General features: G+C 74.8%; 20 protein-coding genes. 8 read left to right on the top strand and 12 right to left on the bottom strand.

Translation table 11 applies throughout. From position 1 onward, the window contains the following. The first annotated feature begins 368 nt into the window (after window positions 1-368). Window positions 369-944, top strand: coding sequence for a sigma-70 family RNA polymerase sigma factor (locus ACFYZF_RS23745; RefSeq protein WP_387024254.1), 576 nt, complete (start codon window positions 369-371; stop codon window positions 942-944). 79 nt (window positions 945-1,023) lie between these two features. Here ACFYZF_RS23745 and ACFYZF_RS23740 read toward each other — a convergent pair whose 3' ends face one another. From ACFYZF_RS23740 to ACFYZF_RS23720, 5 genes are all read right to left on the bottom strand, one after another. Next, window positions 1,024-1,779 carry a zf-HC2 domain-containing protein gene (locus ACFYZF_RS23740; protein WP_387024167.1) on the bottom strand — a complete coding sequence of 252 codons (756 nt, stop codon included), beginning with the start codon at window positions 1,777-1,779 and terminating at the stop codon, window positions 1,024-1,026. A gap of 158 nt (window positions 1,780-1,937) precedes the next feature. After that, on the bottom strand, window positions 1,938-2,969 hold the full coding sequence (locus tag ACFYZF_RS23735; RefSeq protein ID WP_387024166.1) for a methyltransferase: 1,032 nt from the start codon (window positions 2,967-2,969) through the stop codon (window positions 1,938-1,940). Beyond that, entirely contained in the window at window positions 2,966-4,144 is a 1,179-nt protein-coding gene (locus ACFYZF_RS23730; protein WP_387024164.1) for an aminotransferase class V-fold PLP-dependent enzyme, read from the bottom strand. The genes ACFYZF_RS23735 and ACFYZF_RS23730 overlap by 4 nt, the downstream gene beginning before the upstream one ends. Further along, a complete protein-coding gene (locus tag ACFYZF_RS23725; protein WP_387024162.1) occupies window positions 4,141-5,436 on the bottom strand; it encodes a hypothetical protein in 1,296 nt (431 codons plus the stop codon). The genes ACFYZF_RS23730 and ACFYZF_RS23725 overlap by 4 nt, the downstream gene beginning before the upstream one ends. Window positions 5,437-5,494: 58 nt before the next feature. Continuing rightward, a complete protein-coding gene (locus ACFYZF_RS23720; protein ID WP_387024160.1) occupies window positions 5,495-6,208 on the bottom strand; it encodes a tryptophan 2,3-dioxygenase family protein in 714 nt (237 codons plus the stop codon). 319 nt (window positions 6,209-6,527) lie between these two features. On the opposite strand from ACFYZF_RS23720, the gene ACFYZF_RS23715 reads away from it, so the two are divergent. Next, a complete protein-coding gene (locus ACFYZF_RS23715; protein ID WP_387024158.1) occupies window positions 6,528-7,460 on the top strand; it encodes a diacylglycerol kinase in 933 nt (310 codons plus the stop codon). A gap of 64 nt (window positions 7,461-7,524) precedes the next feature. On the opposite strand, the gene ACFYZF_RS23710 is transcribed toward ACFYZF_RS23715, so the two are convergent. Further along, the gene (locus ACFYZF_RS23710) at window positions 7,525-8,265 is read right to left on the bottom strand and encodes an HAD family hydrolase (protein WP_387024252.1); all 741 of its coding nucleotides are present in this window, start codon (window positions 8,263-8,265) and stop codon (window positions 7,525-7,527) included. Between the two features lie 116 nt (window positions 8,266-8,381). Here ACFYZF_RS23710 and ACFYZF_RS23705 point away from each other — a divergent pair, with 116 nt between their 5' ends. Beyond that, window positions 8,382-11,183, top strand: coding sequence for a DEAD/DEAH box helicase (locus tag ACFYZF_RS23705; protein ID WP_387024156.1), 2,802 nt, complete (start codon window positions 8,382-8,384; stop codon window positions 11,181-11,183). 52 nt (window positions 11,184-11,235) lie between these two features. On the opposite strand, the gene ACFYZF_RS23700 is transcribed toward ACFYZF_RS23705, so the two are convergent. The 3 genes from ACFYZF_RS23700 to ACFYZF_RS23690 all read right to left on the bottom strand — a co-directional run bounded on the left by ACFYZF_RS23700 (window position 11,236) and on the right by ACFYZF_RS23690 (window position 13,407). Beyond that, window positions 11,236-12,135, bottom strand: a complete 900-nt coding sequence (locus ACFYZF_RS23700) for a 5'-3' exonuclease H3TH domain-containing protein (protein WP_387024250.1) — start codon at window positions 12,133-12,135, stop codon at window positions 11,236-11,238. 70 nt (window positions 12,136-12,205) lie between these two features. Beyond that, window positions 12,206-12,430, bottom strand: a complete 225-nt coding sequence (locus ACFYZF_RS23695) for a hypothetical protein (protein ID WP_387024154.1) — start codon at window positions 12,428-12,430, stop codon at window positions 12,206-12,208. A gap of 224 nt (window positions 12,431-12,654) precedes the next feature. Then, window positions 12,655-13,407 carry a Clp protease N-terminal domain-containing protein gene (locus ACFYZF_RS23690; RefSeq protein WP_387024152.1) on the bottom strand — a complete coding sequence of 251 codons (753 nt, stop codon included), beginning with the start codon at window positions 13,405-13,407 and terminating at the stop codon, window positions 12,655-12,657. 245 nt (window positions 13,408-13,652) lie between these two features. Between ACFYZF_RS23690 and ACFYZF_RS23685 the strand changes: the two genes are divergently transcribed. From ACFYZF_RS23685 to ACFYZF_RS23670, 4 genes are read left to right on the top strand one after another with little or no spacing between them, the layout of a single operon-like run. Further along, complete coding sequence (locus ACFYZF_RS23685; protein WP_387024150.1) at window positions 13,653-14,768, top strand: M24 family metallopeptidase; 1,116 nt, start codon at window positions 13,653-13,655, stop codon at window positions 14,766-14,768. Next, window positions 14,765-15,907 carry an acyl-CoA dehydrogenase family protein gene (locus tag ACFYZF_RS23680; RefSeq protein ID WP_387024148.1) on the top strand — a complete coding sequence of 381 codons (1,143 nt, stop codon included), beginning with the start codon at window positions 14,765-14,767 and terminating at the stop codon, window positions 15,905-15,907. The genes ACFYZF_RS23685 and ACFYZF_RS23680 overlap by 4 nt, the downstream gene beginning before the upstream one ends. Before the next feature lie 9 nt (window positions 15,908-15,916). After that, the gene (locus ACFYZF_RS23675; protein WP_350889721.1) at window positions 15,917-16,132 is read left to right on the top strand and encodes a DUF433 domain-containing protein; all 216 of its coding nucleotides are present in this window, start codon (window positions 15,917-15,919) and stop codon (window positions 16,130-16,132) included. Window positions 16,133-16,184: 52 nt separating this feature from the next. Continuing rightward, entirely contained in the window at window positions 16,185-16,688 is a 504-nt protein-coding gene (locus ACFYZF_RS23670; protein ID WP_387024145.1) for an Lrp/AsnC family transcriptional regulator, read from the top strand. Here the strand turns inward: ACFYZF_RS23670 and ACFYZF_RS23665 are convergent. Further along, window positions 16,621-17,229, bottom strand: a complete 609-nt coding sequence (locus tag ACFYZF_RS23665) for a histidine phosphatase family protein (protein ID WP_387024143.1) — start codon at window positions 17,227-17,229, stop codon at window positions 16,621-16,623. The genes ACFYZF_RS23670 and ACFYZF_RS23665 overlap by 68 nt on opposite strands. Window positions 17,230-17,396: 167 nt before the next feature. Between ACFYZF_RS23665 and ACFYZF_RS23660 the strand changes: the two genes are divergently transcribed. After that, a complete protein-coding gene (locus tag ACFYZF_RS23660) occupies window positions 17,397-17,591 on the top strand; it encodes a CsbD family protein (protein ID WP_387024141.1) in 195 nt (64 codons plus the stop codon). Between the two features lie 184 nt (window positions 17,592-17,775). On the opposite strand, the gene ACFYZF_RS23655 is transcribed toward ACFYZF_RS23660, so the two are convergent. Both ACFYZF_RS23655 and ACFYZF_RS23650 read right to left on the bottom strand, forming a co-directional pair. Beyond that, the gene (locus ACFYZF_RS23655) at window positions 17,776-18,459 is read right to left on the bottom strand and encodes a response regulator (RefSeq protein ID WP_387024139.1); all 684 of its coding nucleotides are present in this window, start codon (window positions 18,457-18,459) and stop codon (window positions 17,776-17,778) included. Then, on the bottom strand, window positions 18,456-19,580 hold the full coding sequence (locus ACFYZF_RS23650) for a sensor histidine kinase (RefSeq protein ID WP_387024137.1): 1,125 nt from the start codon (window positions 19,578-19,580) through the stop codon (window positions 18,456-18,458). The genes ACFYZF_RS23655 and ACFYZF_RS23650 overlap by 4 nt, the downstream gene beginning before the upstream one ends. Between the last annotated feature and the right edge of the window lie 79 nt (window positions 19,581-19,659).

Below are 19,659 nucleotides of genomic sequence, written 5' to 3'. Positions count from 1 at the left end.
CGGCGGGCCGCCCCCCGGCCCCGGCCCGGGGGGCGCCCCCCCGGCCCCCGCCCCCCCCCCCCGGGGGCCCCCCCCCGTCTCCGTCTTCGCCCCCGCCGCCCGGCCCGCCGTCGCACCGCCCGACGGCGTTCCCGGCGCGGCGTGGAACTTTTTCCTCCCCGCGACCGACAAACAGTGGTGCGTCGCACCGGAGGCGGCGCGCGGAGACCACCCTCCCACCGCTGGTGGGAGGCGTCAGCCGCCGGAGCCCGGCCGGGAGACCACGTGAACGCAACAGCGCCGCGCGCCGTACCGGTCCGCGTGAGCACCGCCGAAGCGCACCACCGGGCGGGCGCGGGCGCCCGCGTCGGGTCGGGCGGCCGGCGGTGGTGACCGCGGAGGCCGACGACGAGCAGGTGACCCGCTGGGCACGCCTCGCCGGGCAGGGCGACCAGCAGGCCGCCGCGGCGTTCGTCCGGGCCCTACAACGCCCGGTGTGGCGGTTCCTGGCCCACCTCGCCGGGCCGGGGGAGGCCGACGACCTGACCCAGGAGACGTTCCTGCGGGCGCTGCGCAGCCTGCCCGGCTTCGCCGGCCGCTCCTCGGCCCGCACCTGGCTGTTCACCATCGCCCGCCGGGTCGCCGTCGACCACGTCCGGGCGGCGGTGACCCGCCCACGCACCGCGGCCCTGCCGGACTGGCGCACGGCGGCGGAGGGCGTGGGCGCGGTCGAGCCCGCAGCCGACGACGGTGTCGCCCTGCACCGGCTGATCGCCGCTCTGGCCCCGGAGCGACGGGTGGCGTTCGTGGCCACGCAGGTGGCCGGCCTGTCCTACGCGGAGGCCGCCCAGGTGTGCGGCTGCCCGGTCGGCACGATCCGCTCCCGGGTGGCGCGGGCGCGCGAGGACCTCGTGGCCGCCTGGTACGCCGACGCCCGCCCGGCCCGCCCGCCCAGCGCCGGCTGAGTTCCCGGGTGGCCGCCCGGGTGGCCGCCGACGCCTGCCCGGCCCGACGAGCGCCCGAGGCACCGCCGAGGGCCGGCCCTCAGGCGGCCCGGCGGTCGCTGGCCTGCGCGGCGTACGGCTGCGGTGGCACCAGGCGCAGCGGGGCCGGCTGCTCGGGCTGGTCCGGCTCGACCCGCCAGCGGGATGCCCGCGACCGTCCCTGCCCCGGCGACGGACCATCCGGGCGCAGCCGGGGCCGCGACAGCAGTACGGTGAGCACCCAGCCGACCACCAGGAAACCGTGGCTGACCAGCCGGGACGCGGCCACCTGGCCGGTCATCAGGTCGTTCACCGACAGCAGCACCAGCGTCGCGACGAACGCGCTGAGCATCGGCAGCACCCCGGCGGGCGCAAACCGCCGCGCCGCGACGAACAGGAACCCGGCACCGACGGCGACGTTCCACGCCGCCGACTCGTGCCACAGGTGCTGGCCGGCGGCGTGGGCGTGCGTGACGACCGCGCCCCGACCGACCTGAGCCAGCCCGAGCACCAGTTGCACGGCGCCGACCAGGCCCAGCGCGGCCCGCAACCCGGCCACCAGCCGGCCCCGCCGGGCGGGCGTCCACCGGCGGGGGGAAGCCCCGGCCGGGATGGCGGCGAGGACCGCGTCGGCCAGGTCGGGCCCGGGCGACACCAGCCGGGTACGCGCCCGCCGGGTCACCGCCGCCGCCGCGTCGAACCAGGCCGAACAGTCACCGCACGCGTCCAGGTGCCCCTCGGCCGCGGCCCGCTCGGCCAGGGTCTCCTCCCCGTCCAACTGGGCCGACAGGATCTCCCGCCACTGCTCACACCGCATGTACCGATAGTCGCTCGCCGGCGGCGTGTGGTTCCCGCCGACGAGCCACCTGCCACCCGGAGCTGCCTCCGGGCGGGCAAGTCGGCATCTGCGAGCCGCTGTTCAACGGCGAGCGCAGCCCCGCCCTCGGTCGGCAGCCGCAACGCCGCCCGCCCGGCTCACGGCGCGTCCGGGGGCTTGTACGCGGTGACCAGTTCCCAGCCGCCGGGCAGCACCCGCACCCGGGTGAAGCCGACCTCCTCGAGCAGGCCGGTGTAGAACTCCACCTCCCGCAGCCGGCTGACGCAGCTGTCGACGCCGATGAGGAAGTAGCTCCAGAAGAACTGCATCGCCAGCCGGTCCGGGGTGCGGAACTCCTCGCAGATCAGCAGGAGCCCGCCCGGCGCGAGCGCGGCGTACGCCTTCTCGACCAGCGTGCGGGCCACGTCGTTCGGCCAGTCGTGCAGCACCCGCACGAACGCCAGCGCGTCGTAACCGCCCGGCAGCGGCCCGGCGAGGAAGTCGCCGCCGACGAACCCCAGCCGGTCCGGGTGCCCGCAGCGGGCCCGCGTCAGCTCCACCAGCGGTGCCACCGCCGGCAGGTTGTACACGTCGGCCCGCAGCCCCGGGGCGTCGTCGAGCACCCGCGCGGCGAGCGTGCCGTCGCCCCCGCCGACGTCGAGCAGGCGGCGCCGGTCCGGCCACAACCGGTCGGCGTGGCGGTGGACCGTCTCGATCACCGGGCCGAGGCCGACGGCCATGCTGCGCTCGAAGGCGGCGGTCTGCTCGTCGTCGCGCGGCGGCCACGCGAAGTCGTCGTCGGTCATGCCGGCGTCGCCGCGCAGGCTCTCCGCGAGCCGGCCGTGCAACCGCCGCCACGGGTACCGGTCCCGGTCCCGTTCGATCGCGTCCGGCCCGGCGACCGCCGCCACGGCGTCGCGCAGCCCGGGCACGGCCCGGTAACGGGTCGTGGTGATGTCGTCGCCGGGCTCGTCCCGTTCGACGAACCCGAGGCTCTCCAGGCAGTCCAGGAACTTGTACAGCCGCAGCGGCCGCACCCCGAACTTCTCGGCGAGCTCACCGAGGACGGCCGGACCCGGCTCCAGCACGTCGAGCAGGCCCATGGTGAGCGCCGTCTCCAGCACGTCCATGGCCTTGGTGCCGTTGGCGAGCAGGCTCATCAGCGCCCGCGGTGACAGCGTGACGGTCATCGGCCCAGCTCCTCTTCCAGTGCGTCCATGAACGCGTCGACCTCGTCGAGGGTGTTGTAGACGTGCGGTCCGACCCGCAGGTAGCCCCGCCAGCTGCAGATCACGTCCCGTGCGGCCAGCCGCCGCTTGACCGCCTCACCGTCGGGGACGTCCAGGCACACGACGCCGCCGCGCCGATGCGGCTCGGTCGGGCTGGCCACCGTGATGCCGGCGGCCCCGGCACGGGCCAGGATCCGGGACGTGCACGCCAGGGAGTGCTCCCGGATCGCGGCGATGCCCACGCCGGCCAGCAGGTCCAGGCCGACCTGGGAGACCAGCGAGGTGAGGGGGAACGGGGTTCCGCCGGCGAACCGCTGGGCCCCGGCCGCCCAGCCGGTCGACGGTCGGAAGGTCAGCGCCCGGTCGCCGGCCTGCCAGCCGGTCGCCGCCGGCTCCAGGGCCGGCGTCAGGTCCGGGCGGACGTACAGGAAGGCCGTGCCGACCCCGCACAGCCACTTGTGGGCGCCGCCGAGGACGACGTCGACGCCGAGGGCCGTCACGTCCAGCGGCATGATCCCGACGCTCTGGAAGGCGTCCACCACCACCAGGGCGCCCACGTCGTGGGCGCGCGCGACCAGGCGGTGCAGGTCGACGGTGGCCCCGGAGGAGAAACTGGCGTGCGGCACGCACACCAGCAGCGTCCGCTCGTCGATGTGCCGGACGAGCGCGTCCTCGTCGAAGTCGGGGCCGCCGGTGCCGACCACGTCGAGCCGGGCGCCGTAGCGGCGGAACGCGTTCCACACGAACGGCACGGCCGGGAACTCCAGGTCGGTGATGACGACCCGGTCGCGCGGTGGGCGGTAGTCGAAGCAGGACGCGACCCGGCCGAGCAGGATGCTCAGGTTCGCGTCGGTGACCACGCTGCCCGGCGGGGCGCCGATGAACGCGGCCAGCCCGTCGGCGTACCGGTCGAGGCCCTCGTGCCAGCCCTGCCACACGTCGTCCCGCCAGGTGCGCAACGTGTCCCAGTAGCCGGTGAGCACGCCCTGCGCGGCCTGGGGCACCGCACCGGTCGAGTTGTTGTTCAGGTAGAGGCAGGTCTGCAACAGGGGGAACTCGGCGCGCAGCGCGGCGTGTGCGGCGGCGTCGAGACGCCGCGGCCCGCCGATCGCGGGTTCCAGTTCGGGTGCGCTCACTCGGGACAGCCTCCACTCGGTTCGGACGGGGCCGCCGGGTCGGGGTCGGCGGCGACGGCGGTGAAGACCGGGATCGACCGGACCTCGGCCAGGTAAGGTGTCCCCTCGGTGTAGCCGGTGCCGGGCCGTTCGCCGAGCATCCGGACCGCCAGCCGGTGGTGGGTGCGGCGCCAGTGCAGCACCGTCGCGGCGAACTCGCGCATCCGTAGCTCCACCAGGGCTCGGTCCGCCCCGGCCAGCCGGCCGTCGCGGACGGCCGCCCGCAGCGCCGCGTCGACCGACGGCCCTCCGGCGCGCACCCGGTCGCGCAGCTCGGGCACCGACCGGTAGGCGGCCGAGTCCAGCCGGGACCCCTCGGGGGTACGGCACAGCGACTCCATCAGCTTGTAGGAGCGGGACTGGATCGCGCTGGCCCCCTCGGTGTACGCCCGGAACGTCCGGAACGACTCCGGTTGCATGCTCGCCAGCAGCGAGAACAGGGGCGCGGCCGAGGCGAGCTGGTCCCGGGCGTACCCCAACCGTTCCGCCGCCGCGACGGCCCGGCCCGCGTCGATCGCGTCGATCGTCGCCCGCAGCTCGTCGGCGAGCCCGGCGAAGACGCACTCGTAGGCCTGGAGCACCCGGATGAACAGGTACTCGTCGTGCGACAGGTACACCGGCAGCATGCTCAGCCGCACCGCCCGCTCCTCGGCGGCGCTGCGGTCGGCGGCGACGAGGGCGTGCAGTGCCGCGGCGGCCGCCGCGGGCTGGGGATCGTCGACGGTCAGGCCCAGGCGGGACAGCGCGGGGGAGACGGCCCGGACGCCCAGCCGGTGGCGCTTGGCCACCAGCGCCGGCCCGGGCCGCTGCTCGGGCAGCAACTCGGCGGTGCCGGCGGCGGCGGCCAGCTCGAACGCCAGCGCGTCGGCGACCAGGTGCACGAAGATCCGGTCGCGGCCCTGGCGGGTGGCGGCCCACGCCGCCACCGACCCGCCACCGTCGCCGCAGGGCAGCCCGAGCAGGCACAACGCGAGGTAGCTGCGGTAGTCGTACCGACCGTCCCACTTGTCGAGCGCGACGTCGAGGAAGTCGCGCAGCAGCCGGACAGGGCCGGAGTCCGCCGGCCCGGCGCCGGTCGCCCGGGCGGCGACGTGCGCCCTCGTCTCGTCGAGGAGGGCGAGGAACTCCTTTCCGACGAAGTGTTTGCCGGTCCGGTGGAACTCCGCCGTCACCGGGAGGTAGGGAAAACTGTCGGGATCGGCTCCACCGGACAGCCAGCTCGTCAGCTCGCGCACGAAACCGCACCTCGACATTACAATTATGTAAAACACGGACGGTGACTTCCGGCGAATTTCGGGCCGGCGGGATTATTCAGGGCAGTTCCGGGTGGAGAATGCCCTCGGCCGGCGTGGCGGGGGCGACGCGCGCCTGCCACAGTTCCGGGAAGAACCGGTGGTCGATCAGCCTGGCGAGCATGGTGGCCGGGCTGCCCTCGGTGCCGGCGACGCCGTGGCCGCCGACCCGGATCGCGGCCTGGTAGTGCCGCACCCGCCAGAACGCGACCCGCTCGTCCCACTCCACCATGGCCTCGGCCAGTCGGTGCGCCGGGTCCGCCGGGTCCGCCCGGAGCAGCGTGGACAGGTCGGTCCCGCGCCGCGCTAGGTGGTCGGTGAAGGCCCGGCCGAGCTTCCGGCTCCCGGCCTGCACCCCGCGCCAGCCGGGCGACTCGGCGCCGGATCCGGTGCCGAGCGCCGGTTGCATCGCCTGGAAGACCGCCGGGGGCAGGTGCCGGAACATCTCCAGCTGGTCGGTGATCAGCCGCACCCCGAGCGTCGCCCGGGCCAGCAGCGGCTCGGCCGCCGCCGGCTCGTCGGCGGCCACCCGGGCGCCGGCCTCGGCCAGCTCGGCCCCCGCCAGCTTCAGCCACAGCTCGGTGGACTGGTGCACCACCTGGAAGAGCAGCTCGTCGCGGTGGATCATCTGCTCCGGGCGGCGCTGGAGCTCCAGCAGCGCATCCGTGCGCATGTAGCGCGCGTAGTCGGTGGCGCCGTCGCCCGGCAGCACGGGTGAGTGGTCCCGCTTCACAGAATAGTTCCCTTCGATCGGCGTCGGTGACCCAACACCCGACCCGAGGTGGATCGACGGCAGCCATTATTGAACGACGAACTGCAATGTGTCATGCCCTGGTGGCAGACCGTCTCGCAGCGTCATCAATGGGTCCGTCTCCGCTGTTTTCAGCGCAATTCCCGCGCCATTTAGCACAATAGTCCACCGCAGTCAATCCCTGGCGGGCTCGACCGATGGGTACCAGCCCCGGAATCCGCCCCGGCGCCGAAGGGCCGGGGCGAATTCCGGGCAGGCAGGAAGATGATCGGGGTGCCCGCCCGGCGGTACGGTGCTCGCCGTGACCGCTGTCGACCGCACCGCCCCCGGCCCGCACCCCGAGGGCCCCGTCGCCGTGCTCGCCAACCCGACGGCCGGCCGTGGGCGGCACCGGGGACTGTTGCCCGGCCTGCTGGAGCGGTTGGCCCGGGCGGGCCGGCCGGTGCGCCTGCTGGAGGCGTACACGGCCGACCAGGCGGAACGGGCGTGCCACGCCGCGCTGGCCGACGGGATCGCCGCGCTGGTGACGGTGGGCGGGGACGGGACCGTGCACCGGGGACTGCAGGCGGTCGCCGCGACGACCGTGCCGTTCGGGGTGGTGCCGGCCGGCACCGGCAACGACTTCGCCGCCGACACCGGCTTCCCCACCGACCCGCTCGCCGCCGCCGATGCGATCGCCGACGCCCTGCGGGCCGGCCGGACCAGCCCGGTCGACCTGGCCCGGATGACCCGGCCGGAAGGCCCGCCCCGCTGGTACGGGGCGGTGCTCGCCGCCGGGTTCGACGCGATTGTCAACGAGCGGGCCAACCGGATGCGCCGCCCGCGCGGCCCCCGCCGGTACGACCTGGCGATCCTGGTCGAGCTGGCCCGGCTACGCCCCCGCCGGTACACGCTGCGCCTCGACGGCGAGCCGTTGCAGGTCGACGCGGTGCTGGTCGCGGTCGGCAACTGCGCCAGCTACGGCGGCGGGATGCGGATCTGCCCGGACGCGGACCCGACCGACGGGCTGCTCGACGTGGTGGTCGGCGGCCGGTTCGACCGGCGCACCCTGGTCAGGGTGAAGCCGCGCATCTACCGGGGCACCCACGTCCAGCATCCGCTGGTGAGCTGCCACCGGGCCCGGACGGTGGAACTGGCCGCCGAGGGCATCACCACGTACGCCGACGGGGAGCGTGCCCTCGACCTGCCGGTGACCGTCACCGCCGTGCCGGGCGCGGTCCGGCTGCTGCGGTGACCAGGGGCGAGGCGGTGGCCCCGCCGACCGGACGCCCCGCGCCGTCACCGGCCCCCGGACGGGGTCAGGTCGGCAGGGCCAGGCCGAGCACCGAACCCAGCCCGTTGGGTCGGCCCGGCTCGGCCTCGGGCAGCACCAGTGCCGCGCAGCCGGCCCGCACCGCCCCGGCGTCGGCCGCGGTGTCGCCCACCATCAGTGCCCGTTCCGGGTCCACCCCGAGCATCCCGCAGGCCCGCCAGAAGATGCCCGGGTCCGGCTTGCAGCGCCCCACCTCGTACGACAGGGCGTACGCGTCGATCAGCCCGTCGAGCCCCCAGGCGGCGAAGAACGGCCGGATGTCGAAGCCGATGTTGCTGACCACCGCCACCTTCACCCCGGCCTCCCGCAGCGCCCCCAGGGTCGGCGCGGTGTCCGGGTACGGCACCCAGCCCTCGGGCACCAGCACCCGGTCGTAGAGCGCGTCGGCCAGCCCGTCGATCCCGGCGTCCACGGTCGCCGCCAGCCCCGTGTACGCGCCCCGGTGGGCGTGCGGATAGAGGTCCCGGTCGGCCCACAGCTCGGCCAGCGCCGGCGGCACCCGGGCCGGCAGCGGCCCGCCGGCCCGGCCCGCGGTGAGCAGCCGGTCGGCCAGGCCGGTGGCCCGGGCCCGCTCCAGGGTCACCCCGCAGGCAGCCGCGGCGGCCAGCACCCAGTCGCGGGGCTCCTCCACCTGGGCGAGGGTGCCGTGGAAGTCGAACAGCACCGCTTCCACGGGCCGGCGGGACGCCTGGGCGCTGGCGGCGGCGTCGATGCCGTGCGGCGGGATCGGGCGGGGCGGTTCGGCATGGTCCGGCACGCCGTGCACCCTACCGACCGCCCTGGACGCCGGTGTCGGACGGCCTTGACAGGTGGTCCCGCGACGTACGCATTAATCTTGACGACATGTCGAGTCCCGCCGAGCGGTACGCCGCGGCCCGCCGCCGGTCCGCGCAGGCCTCACAGTTTCCGGCGCTGGACGAGTTCGCCCCTGACCTGGGGTTCGATCTCGACGACTTCCAGCGGGAGGCATGTCAGGCTTTGGAACGGGGCAGCGGGGTGTTGGTCTGCGCCCCCACCGGCGCCGGCAAGACGGTGGTCGGGGAGTTCGCCGTACACCTGGCCCTGCGCGGCGGCCCCGCCCAGCCGGCGGGTGCCGACGGCGCCGACGCGGCGCCCACCCGGCGCAAGTGCTTCTACACCACCCCGATCAAGGCGCTGTCCAACCAGAAGTACCACGACCTGGTGGACCGCTACGGGGTCGAGCAGGTCGGGCTGCTCACCGGCGACAACGCCATCAACGGGGACGCCCCGGTGGTGGTGATGACCACCGAGGTGCTGCGCAACATGCTCTACGCCGGCTCGGCCACCCTCGATGGCCTGGCCTACGTGGTCATGGACGAGGTGCACTACCTCGCCGACCGGTTCCGCGGCGGCGTGTGGGAGGAGGTGATCATCCACCTGCCCGCCTCGGTCACCCTGGTCTCGCTGTCCGCGACCGTCTCCAACGCCGAGGAGTTCGCCGACTGGCTGGTCACCGTGCGCGGCGAGACGACGGTGGTGGTCAGCGAGCACCGGCCGGTGCCGCTGTGGCAGCACATGCTGGTCGGCAAGCGGATGTTCGACCTGTTCCACGACGCCGACGCCGCCCGCAAGCACGATGTGCACCCGGAGCTGCTGCGCTACACCCGCGACACGATGCGCCGGCTGGAGCTCGGCGAGGGGCGCAGCGCAGGCCCCGGCGCCGGGCGGCGCGGCCCCCGCTGGCGCGGCCCGCTACGCCCCGACATCGTCGACCGGCTCGACCGGGAGGGGCTGCTCCCGGCGATCCTGTTCCTCTTCAGCCGCGCCGGCTGCGCCGCCGCCGTGCAGCAGTGCCTCGCCGCCGGCCTGCGGCTGACCTCAGCGGAGGAACGCACCGAGATCCGCCGGGTCGTCGAGAGCCGGGTCACCGCCATTCCCGGCGAGGACCTGACGGTCCTGGGCTACTGGGAGTGGCTCGACGGTCTGGAGCGCGGGCTGGCCTCCCACCACGCCGGCATGCTTCCGGTGTTCAAGGAGATCGTCGAGGAACTGTTCGTCCGGGGCCTGGTCAAGGCGGTCTTCGCCACCGAGACGCTCGCCCTGGGCATCAACATGCCGGCCCGCTGCGTCGTGCTGGAGCGCCTGGTCAAGTACAACGGCGAGGCGCACGTCGACCTCACCCCGGGGGAGTACACCCAGCTCACCGGCCGGGCCGGCCGCCGGGGCATCGACGTGGAGGGGCACGCGGTCGTCGTCTGGTCCCCGGAGACCGATCCCCGGCACGTCGCCGGCCTGGCCTCCACCCGCACCTACCCGCTGCGCTCCAGCTTCCGCCCGTCCTACAACATGTCCGTCAACCTCGTCGGCAGCGTCGGCGCGGAGCCGGCCCGGGTGCTGCTGGAGTCCTCGTTCGCCCAGTTCCAGGCGGACCGGTCGGTGGTCGGCCTGGCCCGCCAGGTGCAGCGCAACACCGAGACCATCGACGCGTACGGCGTGGAGGCCGGCTGCCACCACGGCGACTTCGACGAGTACTTCGCCCTGCGGGTGGCCATCGGCGACCGGGAACGCGCCGTCGCCCGGCAGGGCCAGCACCAGCGCAAGGCCGCGGCGGTGGAGTCGCTGGAGCGGCTGCGCGTCGGCGACGTGATCCGGGTGCCGTCCGGCCGGCGCGCCGGCCTCGCGGTGGTGCTCGACCCGGCCACCGGCGGGTTCGGCGAGCCCCGCCCGCTGGTGCTCACCCAGGACCGCTGGGCCGGCCGGGTCGGCCCCGGCGACTTCACCACCCCGGCCGAGGTGCTTGCCCGCATCCGGGTTCCCAAGCACTTCAACCACCGTTCCCCGGGGGCCCGCCGGGACCTCGCCGCCGAGGTCAGCGGCACCGGGCTGGACCGGCACGGCGGTCGCCGTGGCGGCCGGTCCCGGCAGGGCGCCGCCGAGGACCACGCGATCAGCCAGCTCCGCTCCGAGCTGCGCCGGCACCCCTGCCACGACTGCCCGGACCGGGAGGAGCACGCCCGCTGGGCCGAGCGCCGCCGCCGGCTGGAGCGCGACACCGAGGAGCTGCGCCAGCGGGTGGCCGGTCGCACCGGCTCGCTGGCCCGCACGTTCGACCGGATCGTCGCGCTGCTCACCGCGCGCGGCTATCTGTCCGCCGACGGCGCGGTCACCGACGCCGGTCGGATGCTCGGCCGGATCTGGACCGAGGCCGACCTGCTGGTCGCCGAGTGCCTGCGCCGGGGCGTCTGGGACGGCCTGTCGCCGTCGGAGCTGGCCGCCGCGGTCTCGGTGGTGGTCTTCGAGGCCCGCCGGGACGTCGACGAGCGGGCGTCGCTGCCCCGTGGGCCGGTCGCCGAGGCCGTCGAGGAGACGCTGAAGCTGTGGGGGGAGATCGAGGCCGACGAGGCCGCCCGGGGCCTCACGGTCACCCGCGAGCCGGACCTCGGCTTCGCCTGGCCGGTCTACCGCTGGGCGCGGGGCGAGGCGCTGGCGAAGGTGCTGGCCAGTGGCCACGAGATCGACGGCGAGATGCCCGCCGGGGACTTCGTCCGGTGGGCCCGGCAGGTGGTCGACCTGCTCGGCCAGCTCGCCGACTCCGGCGGGGCGTCCACCGAGCTGCGGGCCACCGCCCGACAGGCCATCGCCGCGGTGAACCGGGGTGTCCTGGCCTACCACGCCACCGCCTGATCGTCACCGGTGCGGCCGGCGGGCCCCGTGGCCCGGCCGTCCGGCCGTGGGGTCAGCCCCGGGCGGCCAGGGCGTCGACGAGCCGGCGACAGGACCCGGCGAGGTTCCACCGCTCGGCCAGCTCCAGCAGCCGGTCCGGCGCCTCCGGAGCGGTCGGCAGCGCGGTCGGCAGCTCCGGCAGCGGCACGTCCAGCGCCACCCGCACCACCTTCGGCGCGACGGCCAGATAGTCGCGGGAGGCGTCGAGCTTGGCGCGCAGGCCGGGGGCGAACCCGGAGCCCGGGTCGTCGAGGGCGGCGAGGATGCCGTCGAGGTCGCCGTACCGGTCGATCAGGCGGGCGGCGGTCTTCTCCCCGACGCCCGGCACCCCGGGCAGCCCGTCGCTCGGGTCGCCGCGCAGGGCGGCGAAGTCGGCGTACCGGTCGGCCGGGACCCCGTAGCGGGACCGCACGGCGGTGTCGTCGCAGTCGTCCAGCTTCGCCACGCCACGCCCGACGTAGAGCAGCCGCACCCCGCGGACGTCGTCGATGAGCTGGAACAGGTCCCGGTCGCCGGAGACCACCTCCACCGGCGCCTCCTGGGTGACCGACAGGGTGCCCAGCACGTCGTCGGCCTCGTAGCCGGCGGCGCCGACGACGGTGATGCCGACCGCCGCCAGCACGTCCAGGATCATCGGCACCTGCGGGGTGAGGGTGTCCGGCACCACCTCGCCGCCCTCCGGGGCCAGCCGGTGCGCCTTGTACGACGGCAGCAGCGCCACCCGCCAGTCCGGCCGCCAGTCGTGGTCCATCGCGCAGACCATCCGGTCGGGGCGGCGGGTGCGGATCAGTGTGGCGAGCATGTCGAGGAAGCCGCGCACCGCGTTGACCGGGGTGCCGTCCTCGGCCTTCGCCGCGGACTCGGGGATGCCGAAGTAGGCCCGGAAGTAGAGGCTGGGGGCGTCGATCAGCATGATCGGGGGTCGGTGTGCCACGCCGGACAGCCTGGCACAACCGTCCGACGATTCGGGTACGGCGCGGCGGTCAGCGCGGCTCGTCGTGCCGGTACAGGGTCTCCCGGCGGGCCAGGCGCTGCACCGCGTAGCTCGCCACCAGCAGGACGATCGCGACGGCCGCCTCCAGCCAGGCGACCGCGCCGTCGGCGACCGTCAGGCCGACGGCCAGCAGCGCCAGCCCGGCGATGGCGAGTATGCCGGCCCAGAGCAGCCGACGTCGCCGCTGCCCACGTTCGCGCTCGCTCGCAGCCACCCGCGTCGCCCGCCCTCCGTGCGTCAGCCTCCGCCGAACCCCGGTCGGCGCAGAACCAGGCTATCGACACCGTGGCCCGGCCCGGGTGGCTTCGCGGGGTGCCGGGGCAGCCAGCCCGAGCGCTACCCCGGGCGGCGTGCCGGGCGCCCGGCGCCGACCCGCCGCGGGACGCGAGCGGCGTTCGTCGACGCCGGGCCGGCGGATCGGCGACCGCACGACCGCGGTCACCGCTGCCCGGGGCCGGCGTCGAGGCGCCGCTCCAGGTTCTCCAGGCGCGCGACGATCGGCTGGAGCTGCTGGTGCACCGCCGCCGCCAGCGCCTGCGTCGGGTCGGCCGCCGCGACGCCGGGGGCTTGGGCGCGCAGGTGCATGTAGCCGGCCAGGGCGGCGACCACGGACCGCCGCACCAGCCGGGGCTCGGCACCCAGCGCCCGCAGCACCTGCCCGGCGGTGCCGTCGGGCTCGGTGACCAGGCCCAGGAGCAGGTGTTCGCAGCCCACGTAGTTGTGCCCCAGGGCGATCGCCTCGGTCGTGGTCAGTTCAAACGCTCCGGCGGCGGGGGTGCTGGGGTGCAGCGAGCCCTCGCCCGTCGGGCCCGGCTCGGCGGCCGGGTGCCGGTCCAGGTCGCGCTGGACGTGCGCGGGGTCGATCTCCATCGCCCGCAGCACGTGCAGCGCGAGGTTCTCGCCCTCGGCGAGCATGCCGGCCAGCAGGTCGCCGGTGCCCACCGAGGTCGCGCCGGCGGCGCGGACCCGGTCGATCGCCAGCGTCACGACGGTGCGAGCGCGCGCGGTGAACCGGGGCAGCCGCTCGCCCAGGTCGTCGGCCCCCAGGTCGCCCAGGGCGGTCTGCCGGATGGCGGTGACCTGGCGGACCGCCTGCTCCAGCGCGCGCTGGCAGACCGCCGACACCGGCACGCCGCTGTCCCGGACCGCGTCGGCCAGCTCGTCGGGCAGGTACACATTGATCTTCGGCACGTCCACCTCCAGTGGGGTTAGCAACGGGTTATGTCATAGGTATACCCCTAGCGGGGTTAGCTGGGCAAGTAGTTGTCTCCCCTAAAGCAGACAGACACGGTCCTGGCGGCCGGCCGGCACGTCCGGTTGGCACCCGCGCCCTCGTACCCGCTGTCTGTCCGCTCAGGACGGACGATTCGCCGCCCGGGCTGCTTCGGCACCGCACCGGCTCCCGGTAGCGACCAAACGACCGTTAAGCTGGCCGGGTGAGAACCGACGAGTTGTACCCGGCCGACCGGCTGGCCGCCGCGCGGCGCGCGACCACCGCCGCCGGCCTCGACGCGCTGCTGCTCACCCCCGGCTCTGACCTGCGCTACCTCACCGGCTACGACGCCCACGCCGGGGAGCGGCTGACCTGCCTGGTGCTGCCCGCCCGGGGCGAGCCGACGCTGATCGTGCCCGCCCTGGAACGTCCCGCCGCCGAGGCGTCCCCCGCCCCGGCCACCGGCGTGCGGATCGTCGACCATCCCGACGGCGCCGACCCGTACCCCCTGGTGGCCGCCGCCCTCGACGGGCCGGTCGCGGCCGTCGGCCTGGCCGACCGGATGTGGGCCGAGCAGGTCCTCGCCCTGCGGGCCCTGCTGCCCGGCACCGCGCAGCGCCTCGCCGGTGAGGTGCTGCGCGAGCTGCGCGTCCGCAAGTCCCCGGCGGAGGTCGCCGCCCTGGCCGAGGCCGGCGCCGCCATCGACGCCGTGCACCTGCGGATGGACCGGTGGCTGCGCCCCGGCCGCACCGAGGCCGAGGTCGCCACCGACATCGCCGCCGCGATCCGCGCCGCCGGCCACGTCACCGTCGACTTCGTCATCGTCGCCGCCGGCCCCAACGGCGCCAGCCCGCACCACGGCACCTCCGACCGGCCGATCGGCGCCGGCGAGCCCGTGGTGGTCGACATCGGCGGCACCATGCCGTCGGGCTACCGCTCCGACTGCACCCGCACGTACGTCGCCGGCGGCCCGCCCCCGGCCGAGTTCACCGACTACTACGCGGTGCTGCACGCCGCCCAGGTCGCGGCCGTCGCCGCCGTCCGTCCCGGCGTCACCGCCGAGGCCGTCGACGCCGCCGCCCGCGACCTGATCACCACCGCCGGGTACGGCCCGGCGTTCCTGCACCGCACCGGCCACGGCATCGGCCTGGACGGCCACGAGGACCCGTACGTGGTCGCCGGCAACCCCCGGCCGCTGGAACCCGGCATGGCGTTCTCCGTCGAGCCGGGCATCTACCTCGCGGGCCGGCACGGCGCCCGCATCGAGGACATCGTCGTCTGCACGACGGACGGCGTGGCCCGGCTCAACACCACCCCCACGGAGCTCATCGCGCTATGACTGTCGACCGGATCCTGCCCACCGACGAGGCCCACGACCTGCTCGACCTGGCCACCGAACTCGCCGACCGGGAACTCGCGCCCCGGGCCGCCGGATTCGAGCAGCGCGCCGAGTTCCCCCGCGAGGTGCTGCGCACCCTCGGCCGCGCGGGCCTGCTCGGACTGCCGTACCCCGAGGAGCACGGCGGCGCCGCCCAGCCGTACGAGGTCTACCTCCAGGTGCTGGAGATCCTCGCCAGCCGGTGGCTCGCCGCCGCCGAGGCGGTCAGCGTGCACACCCTGTCCTGCCACCCGGTCGCCCAGTTCGGCACCGACGCCCAGCGCAAGCTGCTGCCCGACATGCTCGGCGGCGAACTGCTCGGCGCGTACTGCCTGTCGGAGCCCCAGGGCGGCTCGGACGCGGCGGCGTTGACCACCCGCGCCACCCGCGACGGCGACGCGTACGTGGTGACCGGCACCAAGGCGTGGATCACCCACGCCCGGGTCGCGGACTTCTACAACATCTTCTGCCGCACCGGCGGGCCCGGCCCGAAGGGCATCTCCTGCCTGCTCGCCGACCGCGGCACCCCCGGCATCATCCCCCAGGCCCCCGAGCGGACCATGGGCCTGCACTCGTCCCCGGTGGCCCAGATCGCCTTCGACGATGCCCGCGTCCCCGCCGACCGGCTGATCGGCGGGGAGGGGGCCGGCTTCACCATCGCCATGTCCGCCCTGGACTCCGGCCGGCTCGGCATCGCCGCGTGCGCCGTGGGCCTGGCCCAGGCGGCCCTGGACTACGCGGTCGGCTACGCCCGCGAGCGGCAGCAGTTCGGCCGGGCGATCGTCGACTTCCAGGGCCTCGGGTTCATGCTGGCCGACGCGGCCACCCAGATCTCCGCCGCCCGCGCCCTCACGCTGCACGCGGCCCGGCTGCGCGACGCCGGCCGGCCGTACTCGATCGAGGCGGCGAAGGCGAAGCTGTTCGCCAGCGACATGGCGATGCGGGTGACCACCGACGCGGTGCAGGTGCTCGGCGGCGCCGGTTACGTGGTCGACCACCCGGTCGAGCGGTACCTGCGGGAGGCCAAGGTCCTCCAGATCGTGGAGGGCACCAACCAGATCCAGCGGCTGGTCATCTCCCGCGACCTGGCCAGGGGCTAGCCTGGCCCGATGGTCTTCGAGCGGATCACCGTCGACCCCGACGTCATGGGCGGCGCGCCCTGCGTGCGCCAGTCCCGGGTGCCGGTCGCGACGGTCCTGGCCATGATGGCCGACGGGATGAGTGCCACGGACATCCTCACCGACCTGCCGTTCCTGGACGAGGAGGACATGGCCGAGGTGCTGCACTACGCGGCGGATGCGGTGCGCGACCGGGCGGCGCGCTGAGCGTGCCGGCCTCCCGTCGCGGGTGAGCGCGATTACGGGTAGGTTGCACGCCGTGGAGGACATCGACCGGGCCATCGTCGCGGCGCTGACCGCTGACGGGCGGCTGTCGTACACGGTTCTGGCGGAGAAGGTCGGGCTGTCGGTGTCCGCGGTGCACCAGCGGGTCCGCCGGCTGGAGCAGCGCGGGGTGATCAAGGGGTACGCCGCCCGGGTGTCCTTCGAGGCGCTGGACCTGCCGCTGACGGCCTTCGTGGCGATCCGGCCGTTCGACCCGTCGCAGCCGGACGACGCCCCGGAGCGGCTGGCCCACCTGCCGGAGATCGAGTCCTGCTACTCGGTGGCGGGGGAGGACTTCTACCTGCTGCTGGTACGGGTGGCCAGCCCGGCGGACCTGGAACGGGTGCTCCAGGAGATCCGCACGGCCGCGAACGTCACCACCCGCACCACGGTCGTCCTGTCCACCCCGTACGAGAACCGGCCGCCGAAGATCAGTGGCGACCCGCCGACGCGTCGGCCCCGGGCGGCGGGGGAGTCGACTGGTTCCACCGCTGGATGACCCGCCGTCCGTGCTCGTGGCCGAGCACGCTGACCGTGGCCGTGTCCAGCCGTAGCCGCCCGCCGGCGGCCGGCGGCAACCCGATCCACCGGGCGCCGAGCACCCGCAGGCTGTGCGCGTGGCCGACCAGGGCGACGTCGCCGGAGTCGAGCAGGGCGGCGACGCGGCCGAGCACCCGGTCCAGCCGCTCGCCGACCTCGGTGGGGGACTCCCCGCCCGGGCAGCCGTCGGTCCAGATGTCCCAGCCCGGCCGGTCGGCCTGGATGTCGGCGGTGGTCCGGCCCTCGTACTCGCCGTAGTTCCATTCGGCCAGCTCGGGGTCGGTGTCGTCGACGGTCAGCCCGGCCAGCCGCGCGGTGCGCAGCGCCCGCGTGCGCGGGCTGGACAGCACCCGGGCGAACCGCCGGCCGTCGAGGAAGGCACCCAGCGTGCGGGCCTGCCGCTCGCCGTCGGGGGTGAGGTCCAGGTCGGTGTACGAGGTGTGCCGGCGGTTGGCGCTCCACTCGGTCTCGCCGTGCCGGACGAGCATGATCTCTCCCATCCACCCAGTCAACCAGGCCCGGCAGCGGTACCCCTTTCACCTAGCCTCCTAGGATGCCCTGCGGGCTGTGCGCACCACGGGAGGTTTTCGCCTCGAACCGATCGGGCATGCCTGATGGTGGAGGCCGGAACGGCCACGCAAAACCGCCGGAGCAGAAGGAGTCCGAGATGAGCTTCACCGACAAGGCGAAGAACAAGGCCCAGGAACTGGCCGGCGCCGCCAAGGAGCGGATCGGCGACGCCACCGACAACGAGCGGATGCGGGCCGAGGGCGCCACCGAACGGAGCGACGCGCGGGCCCGGCAGGCTGGCGAACATGTCAAGGACGCCGGCCGGGACGTGCGGGACGCGTTCACGAAGTGACCTGACGGCACAGCACAGGGCGGGCCCGGAGGAAAGCCTCTCCGGGCCCGCCCTGTGCTGTGCCGTTCGCCCGGGTCTGGCCGCTTCAGCGCCGACGTGGCCCTTGAGGAACATCGCCTCGCAGGACTTTGCAGGCTTGCGGCGGGTCGCTGAACCCCACGGGGCGACCGTCGGAAAACGGAGGCTACGTGAAGAAGACGTTGTTCGTGGCGGGCGACGACTCCTCGGGCAGACGTGCTTGGTAGCCGGCGATGACGAGTTGGGCGCGGTCCCGGGCCCCCAGTTTGGTCAGCAGCCGTCCGATATGTGTCTTGAGGGTGGCGCGGCTGATGTGCAGGGCAGCCTGAATCTCGGGGTTGGACAGGCCGCCGGTGATGAGCGTCAGGACCTCGCGCTCGCGGGGTGTCACGCCGTCGAGAGATCGGATGGCGGTCGGCCGGTTGGTGAAGGCGGTGATGAGGCGGCGGGTGACGGTGGGGGCGAGCAGTGCCTCTCCGGCGGCCACAGTGTGGATCGCGTCGAGCAGCCGGGGTGGGGTGGTGTCCTTGAGGAGGAAGCCGCTGGCGCCGGCGTGCAGTGCCCGGTAGACATGGTCGTCGAGGTCGAAGGTGGTCAGGACGAGCACCCGGGGCGGGTGAGGGCCGGCGGTGAGCTGTGCGGTCGCGGTGATTCCGTCGATGTCCGGCATGCGGACGTCCATGAGGGCAATGTGGGGGCGATGTTCGGCGGCGAGCGCGAGGGCTTCGCGTCCGGTGCCGGCTTCGGCGGCGACGGTGATGCCGGGGCTGGCGTCGAGCAGGCGGCGTACGGTGGCTCGGAACATGGGTTCGTCGTCTGCCAGCAGTACGCGGATGGCGCCGCTGCTCATGTCGGGAACGGCAGGGTCGCTCGCACGGCGAATCCGCCGGTCGGCTGCGGGCCGGTTGTCAACGTGCCGCCGTGCAGGGCGGCACGTTCCCGCATCCCTGCCAGCCCGTGTCCGACGGCAGTGTCACGGCGGGTGGCGGTGCCGTCGTCGACCACGCGGACTGTGAGGGCGTGGGGCGTTGCTGTGACGGTGACGTGGCAATGGCGGGCGTTGGCGTGCCGACGCACGTTGGTGAGGGCCTCTTGCAGGATGCGGTAGGCGGAGGTCTGCACGGCAGCCGGCGCGACCGACAGGTGTGACCCGTCCACGGTGACGTCCACACCGGCCGCCCGGGTGGCCTCGATCAGCCCACCGACACCAGCCAGGCCGGGTGAGCTGTCCCGGATGTCATCGGGGGAGGGCTCGTCGCGCAGTCCGCCCAGTACGGTCCGGACGTCGGCCAGGGCGCTGCGGCTCACCTGCTCGATGGTGCGCAGGGCGGCGTTCTGCTCGGTGCCCAGGTGTTGTGCGACGGCGGCGTTCATGGCGATCAGGCTGAGATTGTGTCCGACGACATCGTGGACGTCCCGGGCGATGCGCAGCCGTTCCTCGGTGATCGCCCGAGCGGTGCGCAGCTGAGCCAGTTCGGCGGCGTGCCGGCGGCTGCGCCGTACGGCCCAGGCCAGCGACCACGAGCCCGCGATGACGGCGATGCTCATCGCGGTCGCCAGCCAGGGCGTGGTGCTGAACGACTCCGCCTGCTGCTCCGTGGCGGGAATGAGGGGAAGCCGGCTCGTGGCGGCGTCGGTGAGCCCGGGAAGCAGCACCGCCGCCAGGGCGGTCGGCAGAGCCCACGCCGCGGTCTGGGTCGAGATGAGTGCCACCGGGTAGAGCGCGAACGCGACGGCCCACATCGCCACGTCCGCTCCCACCCCGGCGAGCACCGCGGCGGCCGCAGCCGTGCCGACGAGCGCCAGGACGGGCACCGGCGACCGGCGGCGCGCCGCGAGCGGCAGGCCGACGAGCGCGGACAGCGCCCACACGGCTGCGCCGGAGCCCGGTGTCCGCAGCAGGGCGGCGGCCGTGACGGTGACCGCGAGCAGCACGTCGGCCATGAGGAGGGCTCGGCGGGGAATCAGCACGATGTCACCGTAGTGACGGCCGCCCCGCCGCGCATCGGACCACCGTCCGATGCGTCGGGGGACGTCGCCCCGCAGGCTG

Origin of the sequence: Micromonospora sp. NPDC001898, assembly GCF_042891255.1 — a bacterium.
Classification (GTDB): domain Bacteria; phylum Actinomycetota; class Actinomycetes; order Mycobacteriales; family Micromonosporaceae; genus Micromonospora.
Note: the sequence above shows the minus strand (reverse complement) of the source record. Positions and strands in the feature narration are given on the sequence as shown.

Excerpts from the sequence above, each read along its gene's own strand:
- ACFYZF_RS23740 (WP_387024167.1), bottom strand. The coding sequence starts at position 1,779 with ATGCGGTGTGAGCAGTGGCGGGAGATCCTGTCGGCCCAGTTGGACGGG.
- ACFYZF_RS23700 (WP_387024250.1), bottom strand. The coding sequence starts at position 12,135 with ATGCTGATCGACGCCCCCAGCCTCTACTTCCGGGCCTACTTCGGCATC.
- ACFYZF_RS23735 (WP_387024166.1), bottom strand. The coding sequence starts at position 2,969 with ATGACCGTCACGCTGTCACCGCGGGCGCTGATGAGCCTGCTCGCCAAC.
- ACFYZF_RS23665 (WP_387024143.1), bottom strand. The coding sequence starts at position 17,229 with ATGGGAGAGATCATGCTCGTCCGGCACGGCGAGACCGAGTGGAGCGCC.
- ACFYZF_RS23660 (WP_387024141.1), top strand. The coding sequence starts at position 17,397 with ATGAGCTTCACCGACAAGGCGAAGAACAAGGCCCAGGAACTGGCCGGC.
- ACFYZF_RS23725 (WP_387024162.1), bottom strand. The coding sequence starts at position 5,436 with ATGTCGAGGTGCGGTTTCGTGCGCGAGCTGACGAGCTGGCTGTCCGGT.
- ACFYZF_RS23705 (WP_387024156.1), top strand. The coding sequence starts at position 8,382 with ATGTCGAGTCCCGCCGAGCGGTACGCCGCGGCCCGCCGCCGGTCCGCG.
- ACFYZF_RS23655 (WP_387024139.1), bottom strand. The coding sequence starts at position 18,459 with ATGAGCAGCGGCGCCATCCGCGTACTGCTGGCAGACGACGAACCCATG.
- ACFYZF_RS23680 (WP_387024148.1), top strand. The coding sequence starts at position 14,765 with ATGACTGTCGACCGGATCCTGCCCACCGACGAGGCCCACGACCTGCTC.
- ACFYZF_RS23675 (WP_350889721.1), top strand. The coding sequence starts at position 15,917 with ATGGTCTTCGAGCGGATCACCGTCGACCCCGACGTCATGGGCGGCGCG.